Source organism: Reyranella sp. (assembly GCF_965279465.1).
In the GTDB taxonomy this organism is placed as follows: Bacteria; Pseudomonadota; Alphaproteobacteria; order Reyranellales; family Reyranellaceae; genus Reyranella.
Window position 1 is genome coordinate 2,923,332 of the sequence record NZ_OZ257242.1, and the last position, 13,526, is coordinate 2,936,857.

Sequence of the window (13,526 nt, forward strand, 5' to 3'; positions counted from 1 at the left end):
TATATATCTTGTTTACGTACATTATACGTAATGAGGCTCGCATGACCATGACCCTCTCTGCCGCGCCGGCCGACGTCGTGCCGCCGCGTTCCTGGACGATCGACGACATCCCCGACCTGTCGGGCCGGCTGGCCCTGGTGACTGGCGCCAACAGCGGGCTGGGCTATGTGACGGCGCGCGAGCTGGCCCGGCGGGGTGCGCGAGTTGTGCTGGCCTGCCGCGATCCCGGCCGCGGCGCTGCGGCGCTGGATCAGATGCGACGCGAGCTGCCGGGCGCCCGTCTCGACCTGCGACCGCTCGATCTCGCCAGCCTTGCCTCCATCCGCGCCTTCGCCGAACGCTGGGACGAGGGTCCGCTCGACCTGCTGGTCAACAATGCCGGCATTGCGCTGGTGCCACGGTCGCGCACCGAAGACGGCTTCGAATCGCATTTCGGCGTCAACCATCTCGGCACATTTGCGCTCACCGGCCTGATGCTGCCGCATCTCCTGGCTGCACGCGCGCCGAGGGTCGTCACCGTGAGCAGCGAGGGCCAGCGCTGGGTGCAGCTCGATCTTGCCAACCTTGACGCCGCGCGCGGCTACCATTCGGCCTTTACCTACTGGCGCTCCAAGAAGGCCAACGTCTACTTCGCCGTCCATCTGCAGCGCCGCGCGGCGGCGGCGGGCGTCGCCCTGCGCAGCATGGCCAGCGTGCCGGGCTATGCCGTGAGCAACGTGCTGACCGGCGGCGCCAATGCCGGCCGTGGCCGGCTGTGGCATTCGGCGATGCCGCTGCTCAATCGCTTCCTCGCCAAGCCGACCATCGAGGGCACGTGGACGGCGCTCTACGCCGCTACGATGCCCGACCTGCCGGGCGGCAGCTACGTGGCGCCGAGCGGTCCGTTCGAGTTCCGCGGCCCGCCGGTGTCGCGCAACGCCTACTGCGCGGCTTACGACGTCCATACCGCACGACGACTGTGGGAGCTTTCCGAACGGTGGACGGGCGTCGCCTACGACCTTTAGGATCGACCCGGGAGGAATGGTGATGGCTTACGAATCGATCGACGTGCGCAAGCTCGCGGGGTGCGGCGCCGAGGTGCTCGGCCTCGATCTCAACTCTCTGAGCAATCGCCAGTGGGACGAGGTGCAGCGGGCCTTCACCGAGCATGGCGTAATCTTCTTCCGCGACCAGCACTTGACGCCCGAGCAGCACATCGCCTTCGCGCGGCGCTGGGGAACGATCGATGTAAACCGCTACTTCACGCCCGTCGCCGGCTACCCGGAGATCGCCGAGGTGCGCAAGGAGCCGGATCAGAAGCGCAATATCGGCGAGCGCTGGCATACCGACCATACCTACGACCAGATCCCCGCGATGGGCTCGATCCTGGTGGCGCGTGAGCTTCCGTCGCACGGCGGCGACACGCACTTCGCCGACATCTGCACGGCCTTCGACGCCCTGTCCGACGGATTGAAGCAGACCCTGCGCGGGATGAACGCCGTCCATTCGTCGGCTCATATCTTCGGCGCCCAGGCAAAGAAGAACCACGGCGATCTCACATTCTACAACGCCGACCAGGTTGGCGACGTGATCCATCCCGTGGTGATCCGTCATCCTTTGAGCGGCCGCGAGGCGCTCTACGTCAATGCCGACTTCACGGTGCGCTTCGAAGGCTGGAGCAAGGAGGACAGCAAGCCGCTGCTCGACTACCTCTACGCCCATGCCACACAGGACCGGTTCACCAGCACTTTCCAATGGCGTCCGGGCTCGATCGCCTTTTGGGACAATCGTGCGACGTGGCATCGCGCCATCAACGACTATCACGGGGAGCGTCGGCTGATGCATCGCATCACCGTCGCCGGCTGCGCGCTCGAGGCCGCGTCATAGGTTTGGCGCACGCCGCCGGAGACTATGTCGCCGCCATGGCGCGCTCCCTGACTATCCGCCATAGGTGATCCAGTTGCCTCTGCATTCCGTATGAGGTGGGGGCATCAAGGGTGACAGATGAGTTTGCTTCGTGGCATTGCGCTGGGATTGATCGTGGTCGCGGCCTGGGCAGGGACCGCCACGGCGCAGCCTGCCGCCATTGGCAGCGAGCGGATTGGTCCGGCACCGAAGGACTGGACTTTCGACATCGGTCCGGGCGTCGTGGTGGCGCCCTGGTTCGAAGGATCGGCCAACTATCGCGTCCTGCCGATTCCCAATATCGACCTGCGCTACCAGCGCGACAAGTTTTTTGTCTCGGCGCGCGACGGCGTGGGGGCTACCTTGCTGGATGTCGATGGCTTCAAGGCCGGGCCCATCCTGCGTTACCGCTTCCCGCGCAATGACGGCGAAGGCGGTCTTCGCTACGGCATGGGGACGGTGCCGTTTACCGTCGAAGGCGGTGGCTTTCTGCGCTACGATCTCCCGTATCTGTCCGCCAAAGTCGAGCTTCGGCGCGGCCTGGGCGGCAGCAACGGCCTGATCTTCGATGCGCTGGTCGACGGAAAGATCCCGATCAGCCCGACCGTCTTCCTCTCGGCCGGGCCGCGCCTTTCCGTGACTGACGGCACCTACAACCAGGCCTATTTCGGCGTGAACGCCGCTCAGTCGGCCAATACGGGCTATGCCCAGTATTATCCCGGCGCCGGGTTGCGCAGTGTTGGCGCCGCAGCGAGCGGCGTATGGCGGATCACCAACAATCTCACATTCGTGGTGTTCGGCAGCTACAGCTACCTGGCCGACGCCGCCGCCAATTCGCCGATCGTGATGAGCCCCGGAGGATCGCGCAACCAGTTCGTCGGTGGCAGCGCGGTCTCCTGGCGGTTCGAGTTCTAGCGAGGGCCGCGGTCAGGCCGCCCCGGCCATCAGCGCTTCCTGGTCCGTCGGCGCATAGAAGAAGTCGCCGGGGCGGAAGTCGGGGCCGTGGCCGAGGTCGCCGAGCAGGCGGCGCTGGCGCGGCGTGCAGCGCTCGAACAGCTTGGTGTAGGGCCCGCTGTAATCGTAGGCGCGCATGAACATCTGGCAGTAGTTGTAGAGGATGGTCTTGCGTGCCTTGCCGGAATGGTTGGGCGAGGGGCCGTGCCAGATCGCATGCGGGAAGACATAGGCGTCGCCGGCCTTGCCGAGCAGCGGCACGGTGCCCGGCGTCTTCGGCCCGGGAATTCGTTCGGCGCGCTCGGCGAAGGGCCGCATGTGGCTGCCGGGGAAGAGCGTGAAGTTGCCGCTGTCGGGCCCGGTCACGTCGGTCAGCAGGTACATCACCTTCACCGCCAGTGGCCGGCTGGTCTCTGTGACACGGATGGTCTTCTGGGCCTCGCCGCCGTCGGTGTGGATGTAACCCGGGAACATGTCGGTCGAGGCGCGAATGATCGCCTGGCTCATCGAGAACTGGATGTAGGGACCCATCAGGTCGAGGATCAGGTCGAAGACCGCCGGACGGTCGATCAGGTCGATGAACGCCTGGTGGTACGGCAGCAGGTCGCGCCGATCCATGAACGCATCCTTGTTCTGGTCGGGCAGCTTCCAGGCGTAGTGGCCGCGCGGCAGCTCGGCCGGGGCGGGCTCGAAGCCTGGCTTGGTGCGCACGTCGTCCAGCAGATTGGAGAAGAAGTCCACCTCGGCCGGGCTGAGCGCGCCCTCGATCTGCAGGTAGCCGTCGACGGCCCACTGCTCGCGCTGCGCCTCGGTCAGAGTCCGTGTGGTGTTGGCCAGCATGCTGTCTCCCTGGAAAGCTGCTGGCATTGTATCGTGATTCGGCGGCGGTGTCGGCGCGTCCCTACCGCATGGCGGCCCAGGCGCGGAGCCCGCGCTAGCGGGGCCGGGAGTCGCGCTTCGCCTGCACCTTCGCCGTCTGCTTGCGCACCCGGCCGCGTGTCGAGCGTGGGACGTGATCCTCGACGACAATCCGTTCCTTGCCGCGCAGCCCGGCGCGCGTGGTGCGCGTGCCGGACGGGGGCTTCTTCGGGGCGGCCCGGCCGGCCTTCTGCTTCAGCGCCAGCGCCTTCCTGGCGCTCTCCACGAGCGAGGTCTTCGCATTCACGCGGCTACGCCGGGCCGTCTCGGTATCGAGGCGACGCAGGGCCGTCGACAGGACCGACAGCTTGAGCCGCGATCCTTCGTCCGCCTGCACTGGTTTGGCGCCGCGTGCCCTTGTCTTGCCACGCAGCTCGCGGCGCTGCCGCTCGGCCACCGTCCTTGCCTTGTCGCGACGGACGCGCATCCGCTTCAGCAGGGTGGCGAGCTGGGAATCGGTCAGCGATCGCAGGACCGGTGGACGCGACTTCTCCACGAGCTCACGCTCGTCCGTGCTCAAGGCACGCTCCTCCTGCTTTCGAGTCGTTGCCATCGTCGACCTCCCTCGAGCCGTGACTTATCCTCAACTATCGCCGAGTGCCAATCCACGCGGCCGGGATCAGGTCTTTCCGTCGGGATCGACCGGCGCCGCCGCGCCGCTGGCTTCCGCCTTCGCGCGCTCTCTGGCTTCCCTCTTCGCGGCGGCCTTTTCCGCGGTCTTGACGGCCTTGAGGCGCTCGCGCTCGCGACGTTCGAAGTCGTAGTTAGGCTTGCGTGCCATGGGCTTGATCTCTTCGTTGTGGAGGCATCGTCTTCATGCGACGGCATTGACGACGCGGTGGGCGTTGCGGCTGGCCATTCTTCACTGGCCCGAGTTTAGCGGACTTCGACGGAACATATACGACGTTGACGCGGCGGTCAGAGAACAAACCGACATTGTCGATGGAAGTCATCGCACGGCTGCCCAGATCAGCGCTACGCCCGAGATGAGCATCACGCCATCGAGCAGGCGCTGGAAAGTCGCAATGCTGAGCCGCTCGACCAGGAGTTTCGCCGCGTAGGTGCCGGCCATCACCGACGAGCCGGTGATCAGGCCTTTCAGGATGATGTCGGTCGGCAGGGCGCCGAAGCTGCGGAAGGTGATCGCCTTGCTGATATAGACCGTGAGCGAGGCGGCGGCCTCGGTGGCGATGAACGCGCCCTTCACCAGGCCGTAGGCAGCGAACAATGGCACGGTGATCGGTCCGGTCGAGACGACGATACCCGTCAGGAAGCCGATTGCGAAGCCCGCCGGCACCAGCATCCAGGGCCCGATCCCGTAGCTGCGTGCGGCGAGCCAGCGGCGGCCCGGGATCATGATCAGGAAGAAGCTGCCGAGGGCGATGTCCACCAGGTGCGGCGGCAGGCTCAGCATGGTCCGTGCGCCGAGTGCGGCGCCCGGGATGCCACCCAGCGCATAGGCTGCCGTGGCGCGCCAGTCGATGTCGCGCCACCATGAGGTGATCTTGGCGAAATTCGACATCAGCGCGACGATCGCCATGATCGGGATCGCCGATTGGGGACCGAAGGCAATCACGAGGACCGGAAGCAGGATGATCGTGGCGCCGGTGCCGACGATGCCGCTCACCAGGCCCGCGAACGTGCCGACGGCGAGGACGAGGGCGTAGGCCATCATGATTGTTCAGCGGTCCTGTCTGGCCCGGAAACTGATAAGCGATCGTCCTGTGGAAGGAACTTCCGTGTTAGTATCATTCCGATGAGGCTTCCGCCCAATATCACCGTCGACATCAAGCGCTATCCTTCGCCTGCCCTCTGATCGTCATGGCAACGAAGAAGTCAAAGAAGCCGCCCGGACAACGTCCTTCTGCGCGATCCAGAGTGAAGCCGCCGAAGCCCGCCGTCGACGCGGCCACCGTGGCCGAGAGTCCTCCAGCGCGCCCCAGAGCGAAGTCGCCGAAACGCAGTCGCGCGCCCGCACCGCCACCGCCGATCCCGCTTCAGCAGCAGCTGCTGGTGTTCGGCCGCGAAGGTGTGCACGCGTTTCGGCAGATGCTTGTCGTCGTCGTCGTCATTGCCGCGGTTGTCGGTGTCGCCCTGGGAGTCTGGTCCTTCAGACCGACGCCGGCGTACTCGTCCGAAGGCCTCGTGACCGGATCTCCGTTCGATCTCACCTTCAAGGTGGAGAATGAAAGTCCCTGGTTCGAGCTGTCGAACCTGGGCATCAGCTGCATCGTGGACCATATCCGCGCCTCGGGGCTGCCGCCGACCAGGGTGGAGGCCAAGGATGTGCGCTTCCCGTCTTCTGCCGTCTCGACGCTCCAACCGGGCGAGTCCGCCACCTTCACCTGTCCGTTCCGGGCTTTGATCGGGCATCCCATCAACAACGATCCCGACATCGTCCGGCGGTCCGAAATCTACTTCCACGCCGAATACGACGTGCCGTTCTGGCGCTCCTTCCGGATCGGGCACGACAGCGCCCATTTCTTCTTCGATACCCGGCCCATCCCGCCGCGCTGGGTCGTGACCAAGCCGTAGGGGCGGAACGGGAAGATCAGTACCCGAGGTTCGCCCGCAGGTACTTTTCGGCTTGCTCGATCGGCAGGCCGCGGCGCCTGGCATAATCCTCGAGCTGGTCGCGGCCGATGCGGGCGACGCCGAAGTACTCGGCCTGCGGATGGGCGAAATAGTAGCCCGACACCGATGAGATCGGGATCATCGCGAAGCTCTCGGTAAGGCTGAGGCCGGTGTTCTGGCGGGCATTGAGCAGGCGGAACAGCTCGGGCTTCTGGCTATGGTCGGGGCAGGCGGGATAGCCCGGCGCCGGGCGGATGCCGCGATACTTCTCGCGCACCAGCTCCTCGTTGGACAGCGCCTCGTCCGGCGCGTAGCCCCAGATCGTCTTGCGCACCCGCTCGTGCAGCCGTTCGGCGAAGGCCTCGGCCAGACGGTCGGCCAGCGCCTTGAGCAGGATGTCCGAATAGTCGTCGTGGTCGGCCTTGAAGCGCGCGAGATGCTCCTCGATGCCGTGGCCGGCGGTGACGGCGAAGCCGCCGATCCAGTCGGCCTTGGGCGAGACGAAGTCGGCCAGGCACATGTTGGCGCGCGGCGCCCGCTTCTCGATCTGCTGGCGCAGGAAATAGAGCCGCGAGATCTCCTTGGCGTGGCTGTCGTCCTCGAACAGCACGACGTCGTCGCCCTCGCGGCGGCACGGCCAGAAAGCGACCACGCCCTTCGCCGTCAGCCACTTCTCCTTGACGATGCGGTCGAGCATCTTGCGCGCGTCGGTGAACAGCTTGCGGGCGCTCTCGCCCACCACCTTGTCCTCGAGGATCGCCGGATAGTTGCCGGCCAGCTCCCAGGCGCGGAAGAACGGCGTCCAGTCGATGCGTTCGACCAGCTCGTGCAGCGGATAGTCCGCAAACACGCGCGTGCCGTTGAGCGCCGGCTTCGGCGGCGTGTAGCCGCTCCAGTCAATCTTGAAGCTGTTGGCCCGCGCCTGCTGCAGCGGGACCAGCTTCTCCTTGCCGCCGCCCGCGCGCTCGACGCGGATCTTCTCGTACTCGGCGGCGACGTTGCGGGCAAAATCCGCCGCCTGATCGCCCGATTCCGAGACCAGCGCCGTGCAGACGCCGACGGCGCGCGAGGCGTCGAGCACATGCACGGTCGTGCCGTGGTAGCGCGGTGCGATCCTGAGCGCGGTATGCACCTTGGAGGTGGTGGCGCCGCCGATCAGCAGCGGCAGCTTGAAGTTCTGGCGCGACATCTCCTCGGCGACGATCACCATCTCGTCGAGCGACGGCGTGATCAGGCCCGACAAGCCGATCATGTCGGCCTTGTTGTCGTTGGCCGATTTCAGGATCTCCTGGAACGGCACCATCACGCCGAGGTCGATGACCTCGAAGTTGTTGCACTGGAGCACGACGCCGACGATGTTCTTGCCGATGTCGTGGACGTCGCCCTTGACCGTCGCCATGACGATCTTGCCCTTGGGCTTGGATGCCTCGGTCTTCTCCGCCTCGATGTAGGGCAGCAGGTGCGCGACCGCCTTCTTCATCACGCGCGCGCTCTTCACCACCTGCGGCAGGAACATCTTGCCGGCGCCGAACAGGTCGCCGACGACGTTCATGCCCGCCATCAGCGGGCCCTCGATCACCTCGATCGGCCGTGCGATCTGCAGCCGCGCTTCTTCCGTGTCGGCGACGACGAACTGGTCCATGCCCTTGACCAGCGCATGCTCCAGCCGCTTCGCGACCGGCCAGCTGCGCCATTCGGCATCCTGCGTCTCGGCCGCCTCGCCGGTGCCCTTGTACCTGGGGGCGAGCTCGAGCAGCCGTTCGGTGCCGTTGGGCGTGCGGTTCAGGATCACGTCCTCGCAGGCGTCACGCAGCTCGGCCGGGATCTGGTCGTAGACCTCGAGCTGGCCGGCATTGACGATGCCCATGTCCATGCCCGCCCGGATGGCGTGGTACAGGAACACCGAGTGCATCGCCTTGCGCACCGGCTCGTTGCCGCGGAAGGAGAAGGAGAGGTTGCTGACGCCGCCCGAGATCTTCACGCCGGGGCAGCGCGCCTTGATTTCGCGCGTCGCCTCGATGAAGTCGACGCCGTAGTTGTTGTGCTCCTCGATGCCCGTGGCGACGGCGAAGATGTTCGGATCGAAGATGATGTCTTCTGCGGGGAAGCCCACCTTGTTCACCAGGATGTCGTAGGCGCGGGCGCAGATCTCGACCTTGCGCTCCTTCGTGTCGGCCTGGCCCTTCTCGTCGAACGCCATGACCACGACCGCGGCACCGTAGCGGCGGACTTTCCTGGCCTGCGCGATGAACGGCTCGATGCCTTCCTTCATCGAGATCGAATTGACGATGGGCTTTCCCGCGACGCACTTCAGCCCGGCCTCGATCACGCTCCACTTCGAGCTGTCGATCATGAGCGGCACGCGCGCGATGTCGGGCTCGGCGGCGATGAGCTTGAGGAAAGTTTCCATCGCCAGCTGCGAATCGAGCAGGCCCTCGTCCATGTTGATGTCGATGATCTGCGCGCCGGCTTCGACCTGCTGGCGCGCCACCTCGATCGCGGCGGTGTAGTTGCCCTCGAGGACCAGCTTCTTGAAGCGCGCCGAGCCGGTGACATTGGTGCGCTCGCCGATGTTGATGAAAGTGGCTCTGCTTTCGGAACTCATCACATGTAACTCGCTGCTTCCATTCCGCTCAATCGCAGCGCCGGCGGCAAGGCGTGCCACTGGCGCGGCTTCAGGTCCTTTACGGCCTCGGCGACGGCCTTGATGTGCGCCGGCGTCGTGCCGCAGCAGCCGCCGACCATGTTGAGCCAGCCGTTCTCGGCCCAGCCCTTGACCAGCCTGGCGGTCATCTCGGGTGGTTCGTCGTAGGCACCGAGCTCGTTGGGCAGCCCGGCGTTGGGATAGACGCAGACCAGCCCGTCGACCTGAGGGTTCAGCGCATTGACGTAGGGATGCAGCTCGGTCGCGCCAAAGCTGCAGTTCAGGCCCATGGTGAGCGGCCTGGCATGGCGCACCGAGTGCCAGAAGGCCTCGACGGTCTGGCCCGACAGGTTGCGGCCGGCCAAGTCGGTCAAGGTCATCGAAACCATCACCGGGATGATCTCGCCGCGCGCCTCGCCCGCCTCGTCGGCGGCGAAGATGGCGGCCTTGGCGTTCAGGGTATCGAATACCGTCTCGACCAGGATGAAGTCGACGCCGCCGTCGAGCAGGCCGTCGATCTGCTCGCGATAGATGCCCTTGACCTCGTCGAAGGTGACGGCGCGATAGCCGGGATCGTTGACGTTGGGCGAGATCGACAGGGTCTTGTTGGTCGGGCCGAGCGCGCCGGCGACGAAGCGCGGCTTGCTCGGATCCTTCGCGGTCGCGGCGTCCGCGCAGGCGCGCGTGATCTTCGCGGCCGCGATGTTGATCTCGCGTGCCCGGTCCTGCAGTCCGTAGTCGGCCTGGCTGATGGCATTGGCGTTGAAGGTGTTGGTCGCAAGCAGGTCGGCGCCGGCGTCGATATAGGCGTTGCAGATCTCGCTCACGATCTCGGGCCGGGTCAGGTTCAACAGGTCGTTGTTGCCCTTCTGGTCGTGCGCGAAGTCGCCGCCGGCGCGATAGCCGGCCTCGTCGAGCCGGTAATTTTGGATCGCGGTGCCGTACGGCCCGTCCTTGATCAGGATGCGCTCCTGTGCGAACTCGCGCAGGAGGTCGGCTTTCTCAGCGCGCGTCATGGCGGCGTACTCCCAGCAGATGGCAGGTCGCGAAGGTGAGGTCGGCGCGATTGAGCGTGTAGAAATGGAACTGGTCGACGCCTTCGCTCTGCAGGCGACGGCAAAGGTCGCCGGCGACGGTGGCGGCGATCATGCGGCGGGTCTCGACATCGTCGTCGAGGCCGTCGAACATCTCGGCCAGCCACGACGGCACCTTGGAGCCGCAGAGGCCCGCCATTCGGGTGATGCCCTGGAAGTTCGACACCGGCATGATGCCCGGCACGATCGGCACAGTAACGTTCGCCGCCGCGGCGGCATCGCGGAAGCGCAGGAAATCGTCGGCCTCGAAGAAGAACTGGGTGATGCAGCGATCGGCGCCGGCATCGACCTTGCGCTTCAGGTTGTCGAGGTCGGCTTGCGCGTCGGCGGAATCGGGATGCTTCTCGGGATAGGCCGCGACGCTGATCTGGAAATCGCCGATCTTCTTCAGTCCGCCGACCAGCGCGGCGGCATTGATGTAGCCGCCGGGATGCGGGCAGTAGTTGCCGCCCATGCCGGAGGGCGGGTCGCCGCGAAGTGCCACGATGTGGCGTATGCCGGAGTCCCAGTAGGCGCGCGCAATCTCGTCGATCTCGCCTCGGGTGGCCGCGACGCAGGTAAGGTGGGCCGCGGCGTCGATGCCGGTTTCCTTCTTGAGGCGCGTCACGGTCTCGTGGGTGCGCTGGCGGGTAGAGCCGCCGGCGCCGTAGGTGACCGAGAAGAAGGTCGGCTGCAACGGAGCGAGACGAGTGATGGTCTCCCACAGGGTGCGTTCGGCCGCCTCGGTCCGGGGCGGCGAGAACTCGAAAGAGACCTTGAGCCGCTGCGCGGCGCGCGCGGGGAAATCGGACGTGCTCACCTTGCTGTTCCTTGTGTCAGCGTCGTAGTGGGGCCAGGGCGCTCGGCTAGCTCGCGCTCGCCGCGCCAGATGCCGGTCATCAGCCGGCGGCCGGGAAAATGGATCGGCTCCAGCGGATTGAGGCCGGCGCTGCGCAGCCACCCCTGCACCTGGTTGTCGGCGAAGCCGAGATGGACGTGGGCATGCTCGCGCTTGAGCTCGACCAGGTCGTGCGGCGAGAAATCGACGACGAGGACCATGCCGCCGGGCTTCACCACGCGCGCGGCCTCGCTCAGCGCGGCGGCGGGATCGTCGGCGTAATGCAGCACGTGATGGATCGTGACGATGTCGAAGCTGTCGGCCTCGAAGGGCAGGGCATACATGTCACCCTGGCGGATCTCGACGTTGTCGAGGCCGGCGCGGGCGAGGTTGGCGCGGGCCAATGCCAGCATCTCGCGACTCTGGTCGACGCCGATCGCCCGCTCGACCTTGGGCGCCAGCACCTCGAGCAGGCGGCCCGTGCCGGTGCCGATGTCGAGCAGGCGACGGGCACCGACCGGCAGGTGGTAGGCGAGGGCGCGCTCGATCTCGCGGTCGGCGACGTGCAGGGCTCGAAGTTCATCCCAGCGTTGGGCGTTGTCGCGAAAGAAACGGACGGCGGCCGTCTGGCGGCGTTGCTGCAAGGCATCGAGCCGCGCGCGGTCGGTGGCGAGCCGGGAGTGCTTGGGATCCAAACGGCGCACGAATTCGCGGACGAGGGCGGCATCGTCGCCGATGGTGACCAGCCGGAAGCGCGTGAACTGCGCCTCCCGGAAGCGCTCGAGCAGGCCACCTTCGACCAATAGCTTGAGATGGCGCGACACCCGCGGCTGGCTCTGCCCCAGCACATGCACGTAGTCGCTGACGGTCAGATCTTCCCGTGCGGCCAGTGCGAGGATGCGCAGCCGCGTGTCCTCTGCTGCCGCCCGCAAAAGAGTCAGAAGTCTATCCATGACAAAGGATATAATTATATCTTTATGTTTGCAATGCTCCATTTCTAGAAACAGATGAAACCAAAATTCATGACATTGGCGCCACAAATCGGGCACGCCTCTTCGGACTCCCTTCAAAGTACAGTCCTCGTGTGCGACACTCCGGGCCGCGGCCGCTCGACCTAGCCGCTTGGGAGTCGTTCATCTCAATGGTTGCAGGGTTTTTGAAGACGACGATGGCGGCGCGGCTTCGCCACTCGACCATCGCCGTTCTCGCGGCGGCAGCGTTGCTCGGCGGGTGCGCGAGCGGCGACACCGGGGCGAACGAGCCATGGGATCCGCTCGAAACTCCCAATCGCTTCATCTTCTCGATCAATCGGGCGGTCGACATCATCGCCATCCGGCCGGTCGCGGTGCTTTATCGTGACTGGATGCCGGCGCCGGCCCAGCGCGGTGTGCACAATGTGCTCGACAATCTTGGCGAACCGGTCACCGCGATCAACGAGGTGGTGCAGGGCGACCCCAGTCGCGCCGCCACGACCATGGCGCGCTTCCTGGTCAACTCGACGATCGGCCTCGCCGGCATCTTCGACGTCGCCACCAGCTTTGGCCTCACCCGTACCAAGGAAGGCGCCGGCAATACGGTCGGTTACTATGCCGGCGTCGAACCCGAGAACGGCGGCTTCTACCTGGTGCTGCCGCTTGCGGGCCCGTCAAACGCGCGCGACGCCGCCGGCCTGATGGCCGACTATGCCGTCGACCCCTTCCGCATCCTAACCTTCGCCCTGAACGTTGACTGGCTGTACTACAGCGGTCCGCGCTGGGGCGCGACCGTGATCGATGTGCGGTCTCGCACCCTCTTCGCGCTGGACGACCTCGAGAAGAACAGTGTCGACTACTATGCCGCCCTGCGCAGCGCCTATACCCAGCAGCGTGCCGACATCATCCGCCAGAAGCGGGAGAAGACGGACCCGCGCAGTGAACTGCAGCGGCGCGACAACCTCGCGCTGGTGCGCTAGGACTCCACACCCTTACTTTACAATCAGGAGCGACCGGTGATTCAGCTCGCCTTTCGTCGTGCCATTTTGTGCCTCGCCGTCGCCGCCCTCGCAGCGCCCGCGCGGGCCGCGGACGGCCCCGCTGCCGCGCTGATCGAGAAGGTCGCAAACGAGGTTATCGCCCTGATCAAGGTGAAGACTGGCAGAGACCGCGAGGCCGGCATCCGGACCATCCTCGTCGCCAACTTCGACCTTGCCTTCATGGGCCAATCGGCACTCGGCACACATTGGGCGGCCACTCCGGCGCCGCAGCGCGAGCGCTTTCTGAAGGCGGTCGCCAGCGCCGAGGCCCGTGCCTACAGCGAGCGTTTCGGTCAGTACGGAGGCCAGACCCTCACAATCGGCCGGGTCAGCACCCGCCCCAACGGCGTCACGGTGGTCGACAGCAAGCTCAGTCAGACCAGCGGCCAGCCGATCGTCATCCAGTGGGAAGTTCGTGACGCCGGGCAGGGCCTGCGCATTACGGATGTCAAGATCGAGGGCGTCAGCATGGTCATGACTCGACGTTCCGATTTCAATTCCTACATTCAGAATCACGGGGGAAAGGTCGAGCCGCTGATCGAGGAGCTGGAGAAGCGCGCAGGTAATTGAGCCTGTAACGGATTCGGCATAGACTTCGAGGCGGGAGGCGATTTCGCCCGGCCGAAGGGT

12 protein-coding genes and 1 pseudogene are annotated in these 13,526 nt (G+C 65.9%); 6 read left to right on the plus strand and 7 right to left on the minus strand.

Annotation, left to right across the window (positions count from 1 at the left end; translation table 11 throughout):
* Positions 1 to 41: 41 nt before the first annotated feature.
* The 3 genes from ACQY8M_RS14290 (at position 42) to ACQY8M_RS14300 (ending at position 2,799) form a co-directional block, all read left to right on the plus strand.
* Complete coding sequence (locus tag ACQY8M_RS14290) at positions 42 to 1,004, plus strand: oxidoreductase (protein WP_428673133.1); 963 nt, start codon at positions 42 to 44, stop codon at positions 1,002 to 1,004.
* A gap of 22 nt (positions 1,005 to 1,026) precedes the next feature.
* Entirely contained in the window at positions 1,027 to 1,866 is an 840-nt protein-coding gene (locus ACQY8M_RS14295) for a TauD/TfdA dioxygenase family protein (protein WP_428673135.1), read from the plus strand.
* 117 nt (positions 1,867 to 1,983) lie between these two features.
* Positions 1,984 to 2,799 (plus strand): MipA/OmpV family protein, encoded by an 816-nt coding sequence (locus ACQY8M_RS14300; protein ID WP_428673138.1) that lies wholly within the window; start codon positions 1,984 to 1,986, stop codon positions 2,797 to 2,799.
* 12 nt (positions 2,800 to 2,811) lie between these two features.
* Here ACQY8M_RS14300 and ACQY8M_RS14305 read toward each other — a convergent pair whose 3' ends face one another.
* The 4 genes from ACQY8M_RS14305 to ACQY8M_RS14320 all read right to left on the minus strand — a co-directional run bounded on the left by ACQY8M_RS14305 (position 2,812) and on the right by ACQY8M_RS14320 (position 5,428).
* Positions 2,812 to 3,678, minus strand: coding sequence for a phytanoyl-CoA dioxygenase family protein (locus ACQY8M_RS14305; protein ID WP_428673141.1), 867 nt, complete (start codon positions 3,676 to 3,678; stop codon positions 2,812 to 2,814).
* A 94-nt stretch (positions 3,679 to 3,772) separates the two neighbouring features.
* Positions 3,773 to 4,309, minus strand: a complete 537-nt coding sequence (locus ACQY8M_RS14310; protein ID WP_428673143.1) for a hypothetical protein — start codon at positions 4,307 to 4,309, stop codon at positions 3,773 to 3,775.
* 66 nt (positions 4,310 to 4,375) lie between these two features.
* Positions 4,376 to 4,537, minus strand: a complete 162-nt coding sequence (locus ACQY8M_RS14315; RefSeq protein WP_428673146.1) for a hypothetical protein — start codon at positions 4,535 to 4,537, stop codon at positions 4,376 to 4,378.
* A gap of 168 nt (positions 4,538 to 4,705) precedes the next feature.
* A complete protein-coding gene (locus ACQY8M_RS14320) occupies positions 4,706 to 5,428 on the minus strand; it encodes a sulfite exporter TauE/SafE family protein (RefSeq protein ID WP_428675362.1) in 723 nt (240 codons plus the stop codon).
* A 206-nt stretch (positions 5,429 to 5,634) separates the two neighbouring features.
* Between ACQY8M_RS14320 and ACQY8M_RS14325 the strand changes: the two genes are divergently transcribed.
* Positions 5,635 to 6,291, plus strand: coding sequence for a hypothetical protein (locus tag ACQY8M_RS14325; protein WP_428673148.1), 657 nt, complete (start codon positions 5,635 to 5,637; stop codon positions 6,289 to 6,291).
* A 16-nt stretch (positions 6,292 to 6,307) separates the two neighbouring features.
* Here the strand turns inward: ACQY8M_RS14325 and metH are convergent.
* From metH to ACQY8M_RS14340, 3 genes and pseudogenes are all read right to left on the minus strand, one after another.
* Positions 6,308 to 9,990: pseudogene (gene metH / locus ACQY8M_RS14330) on the minus strand (methionine synthase).
* Positions 9,977 to 10,867, minus strand: coding sequence for a methylenetetrahydrofolate reductase (gene metF, locus ACQY8M_RS14335; RefSeq protein WP_428673151.1), 891 nt, complete (start codon positions 10,865 to 10,867; stop codon positions 9,977 to 9,979). Before metF ends, metH begins: the two are co-directional and overlap by 14 nt.
* Positions 10,864 to 11,838: an ArsR/SmtB family transcription factor gene (locus ACQY8M_RS14340; protein ID WP_428673154.1), complete on the minus strand. Its 975-nt coding sequence runs from the start codon at positions 11,836 to 11,838 to the stop codon at positions 10,864 to 10,866. The genes metF and ACQY8M_RS14340 overlap by 4 nt, the downstream gene beginning before the upstream one ends.
* Before the next feature lie 215 nt (positions 11,839 to 12,053).
* On the opposite strand from ACQY8M_RS14340, the gene ACQY8M_RS14345 reads away from it, so the two are divergent.
* On the plus strand, positions 12,054 to 12,836 hold the full coding sequence (locus tag ACQY8M_RS14345; RefSeq protein ID WP_428673157.1) for an MlaA family lipoprotein: 783 nt from the start codon (positions 12,054 to 12,056) through the stop codon (positions 12,834 to 12,836).
* 36 nt (positions 12,837 to 12,872) lie between these two features.
* Entirely contained in the window at positions 12,873 to 13,466 is a 594-nt protein-coding gene (locus tag ACQY8M_RS14350) for an MlaC/ttg2D family ABC transporter substrate-binding protein (RefSeq protein ID WP_428673159.1), read from the plus strand.
* The last annotated feature ends 60 nt before the right edge of the window (positions 13,467 to 13,526 follow it).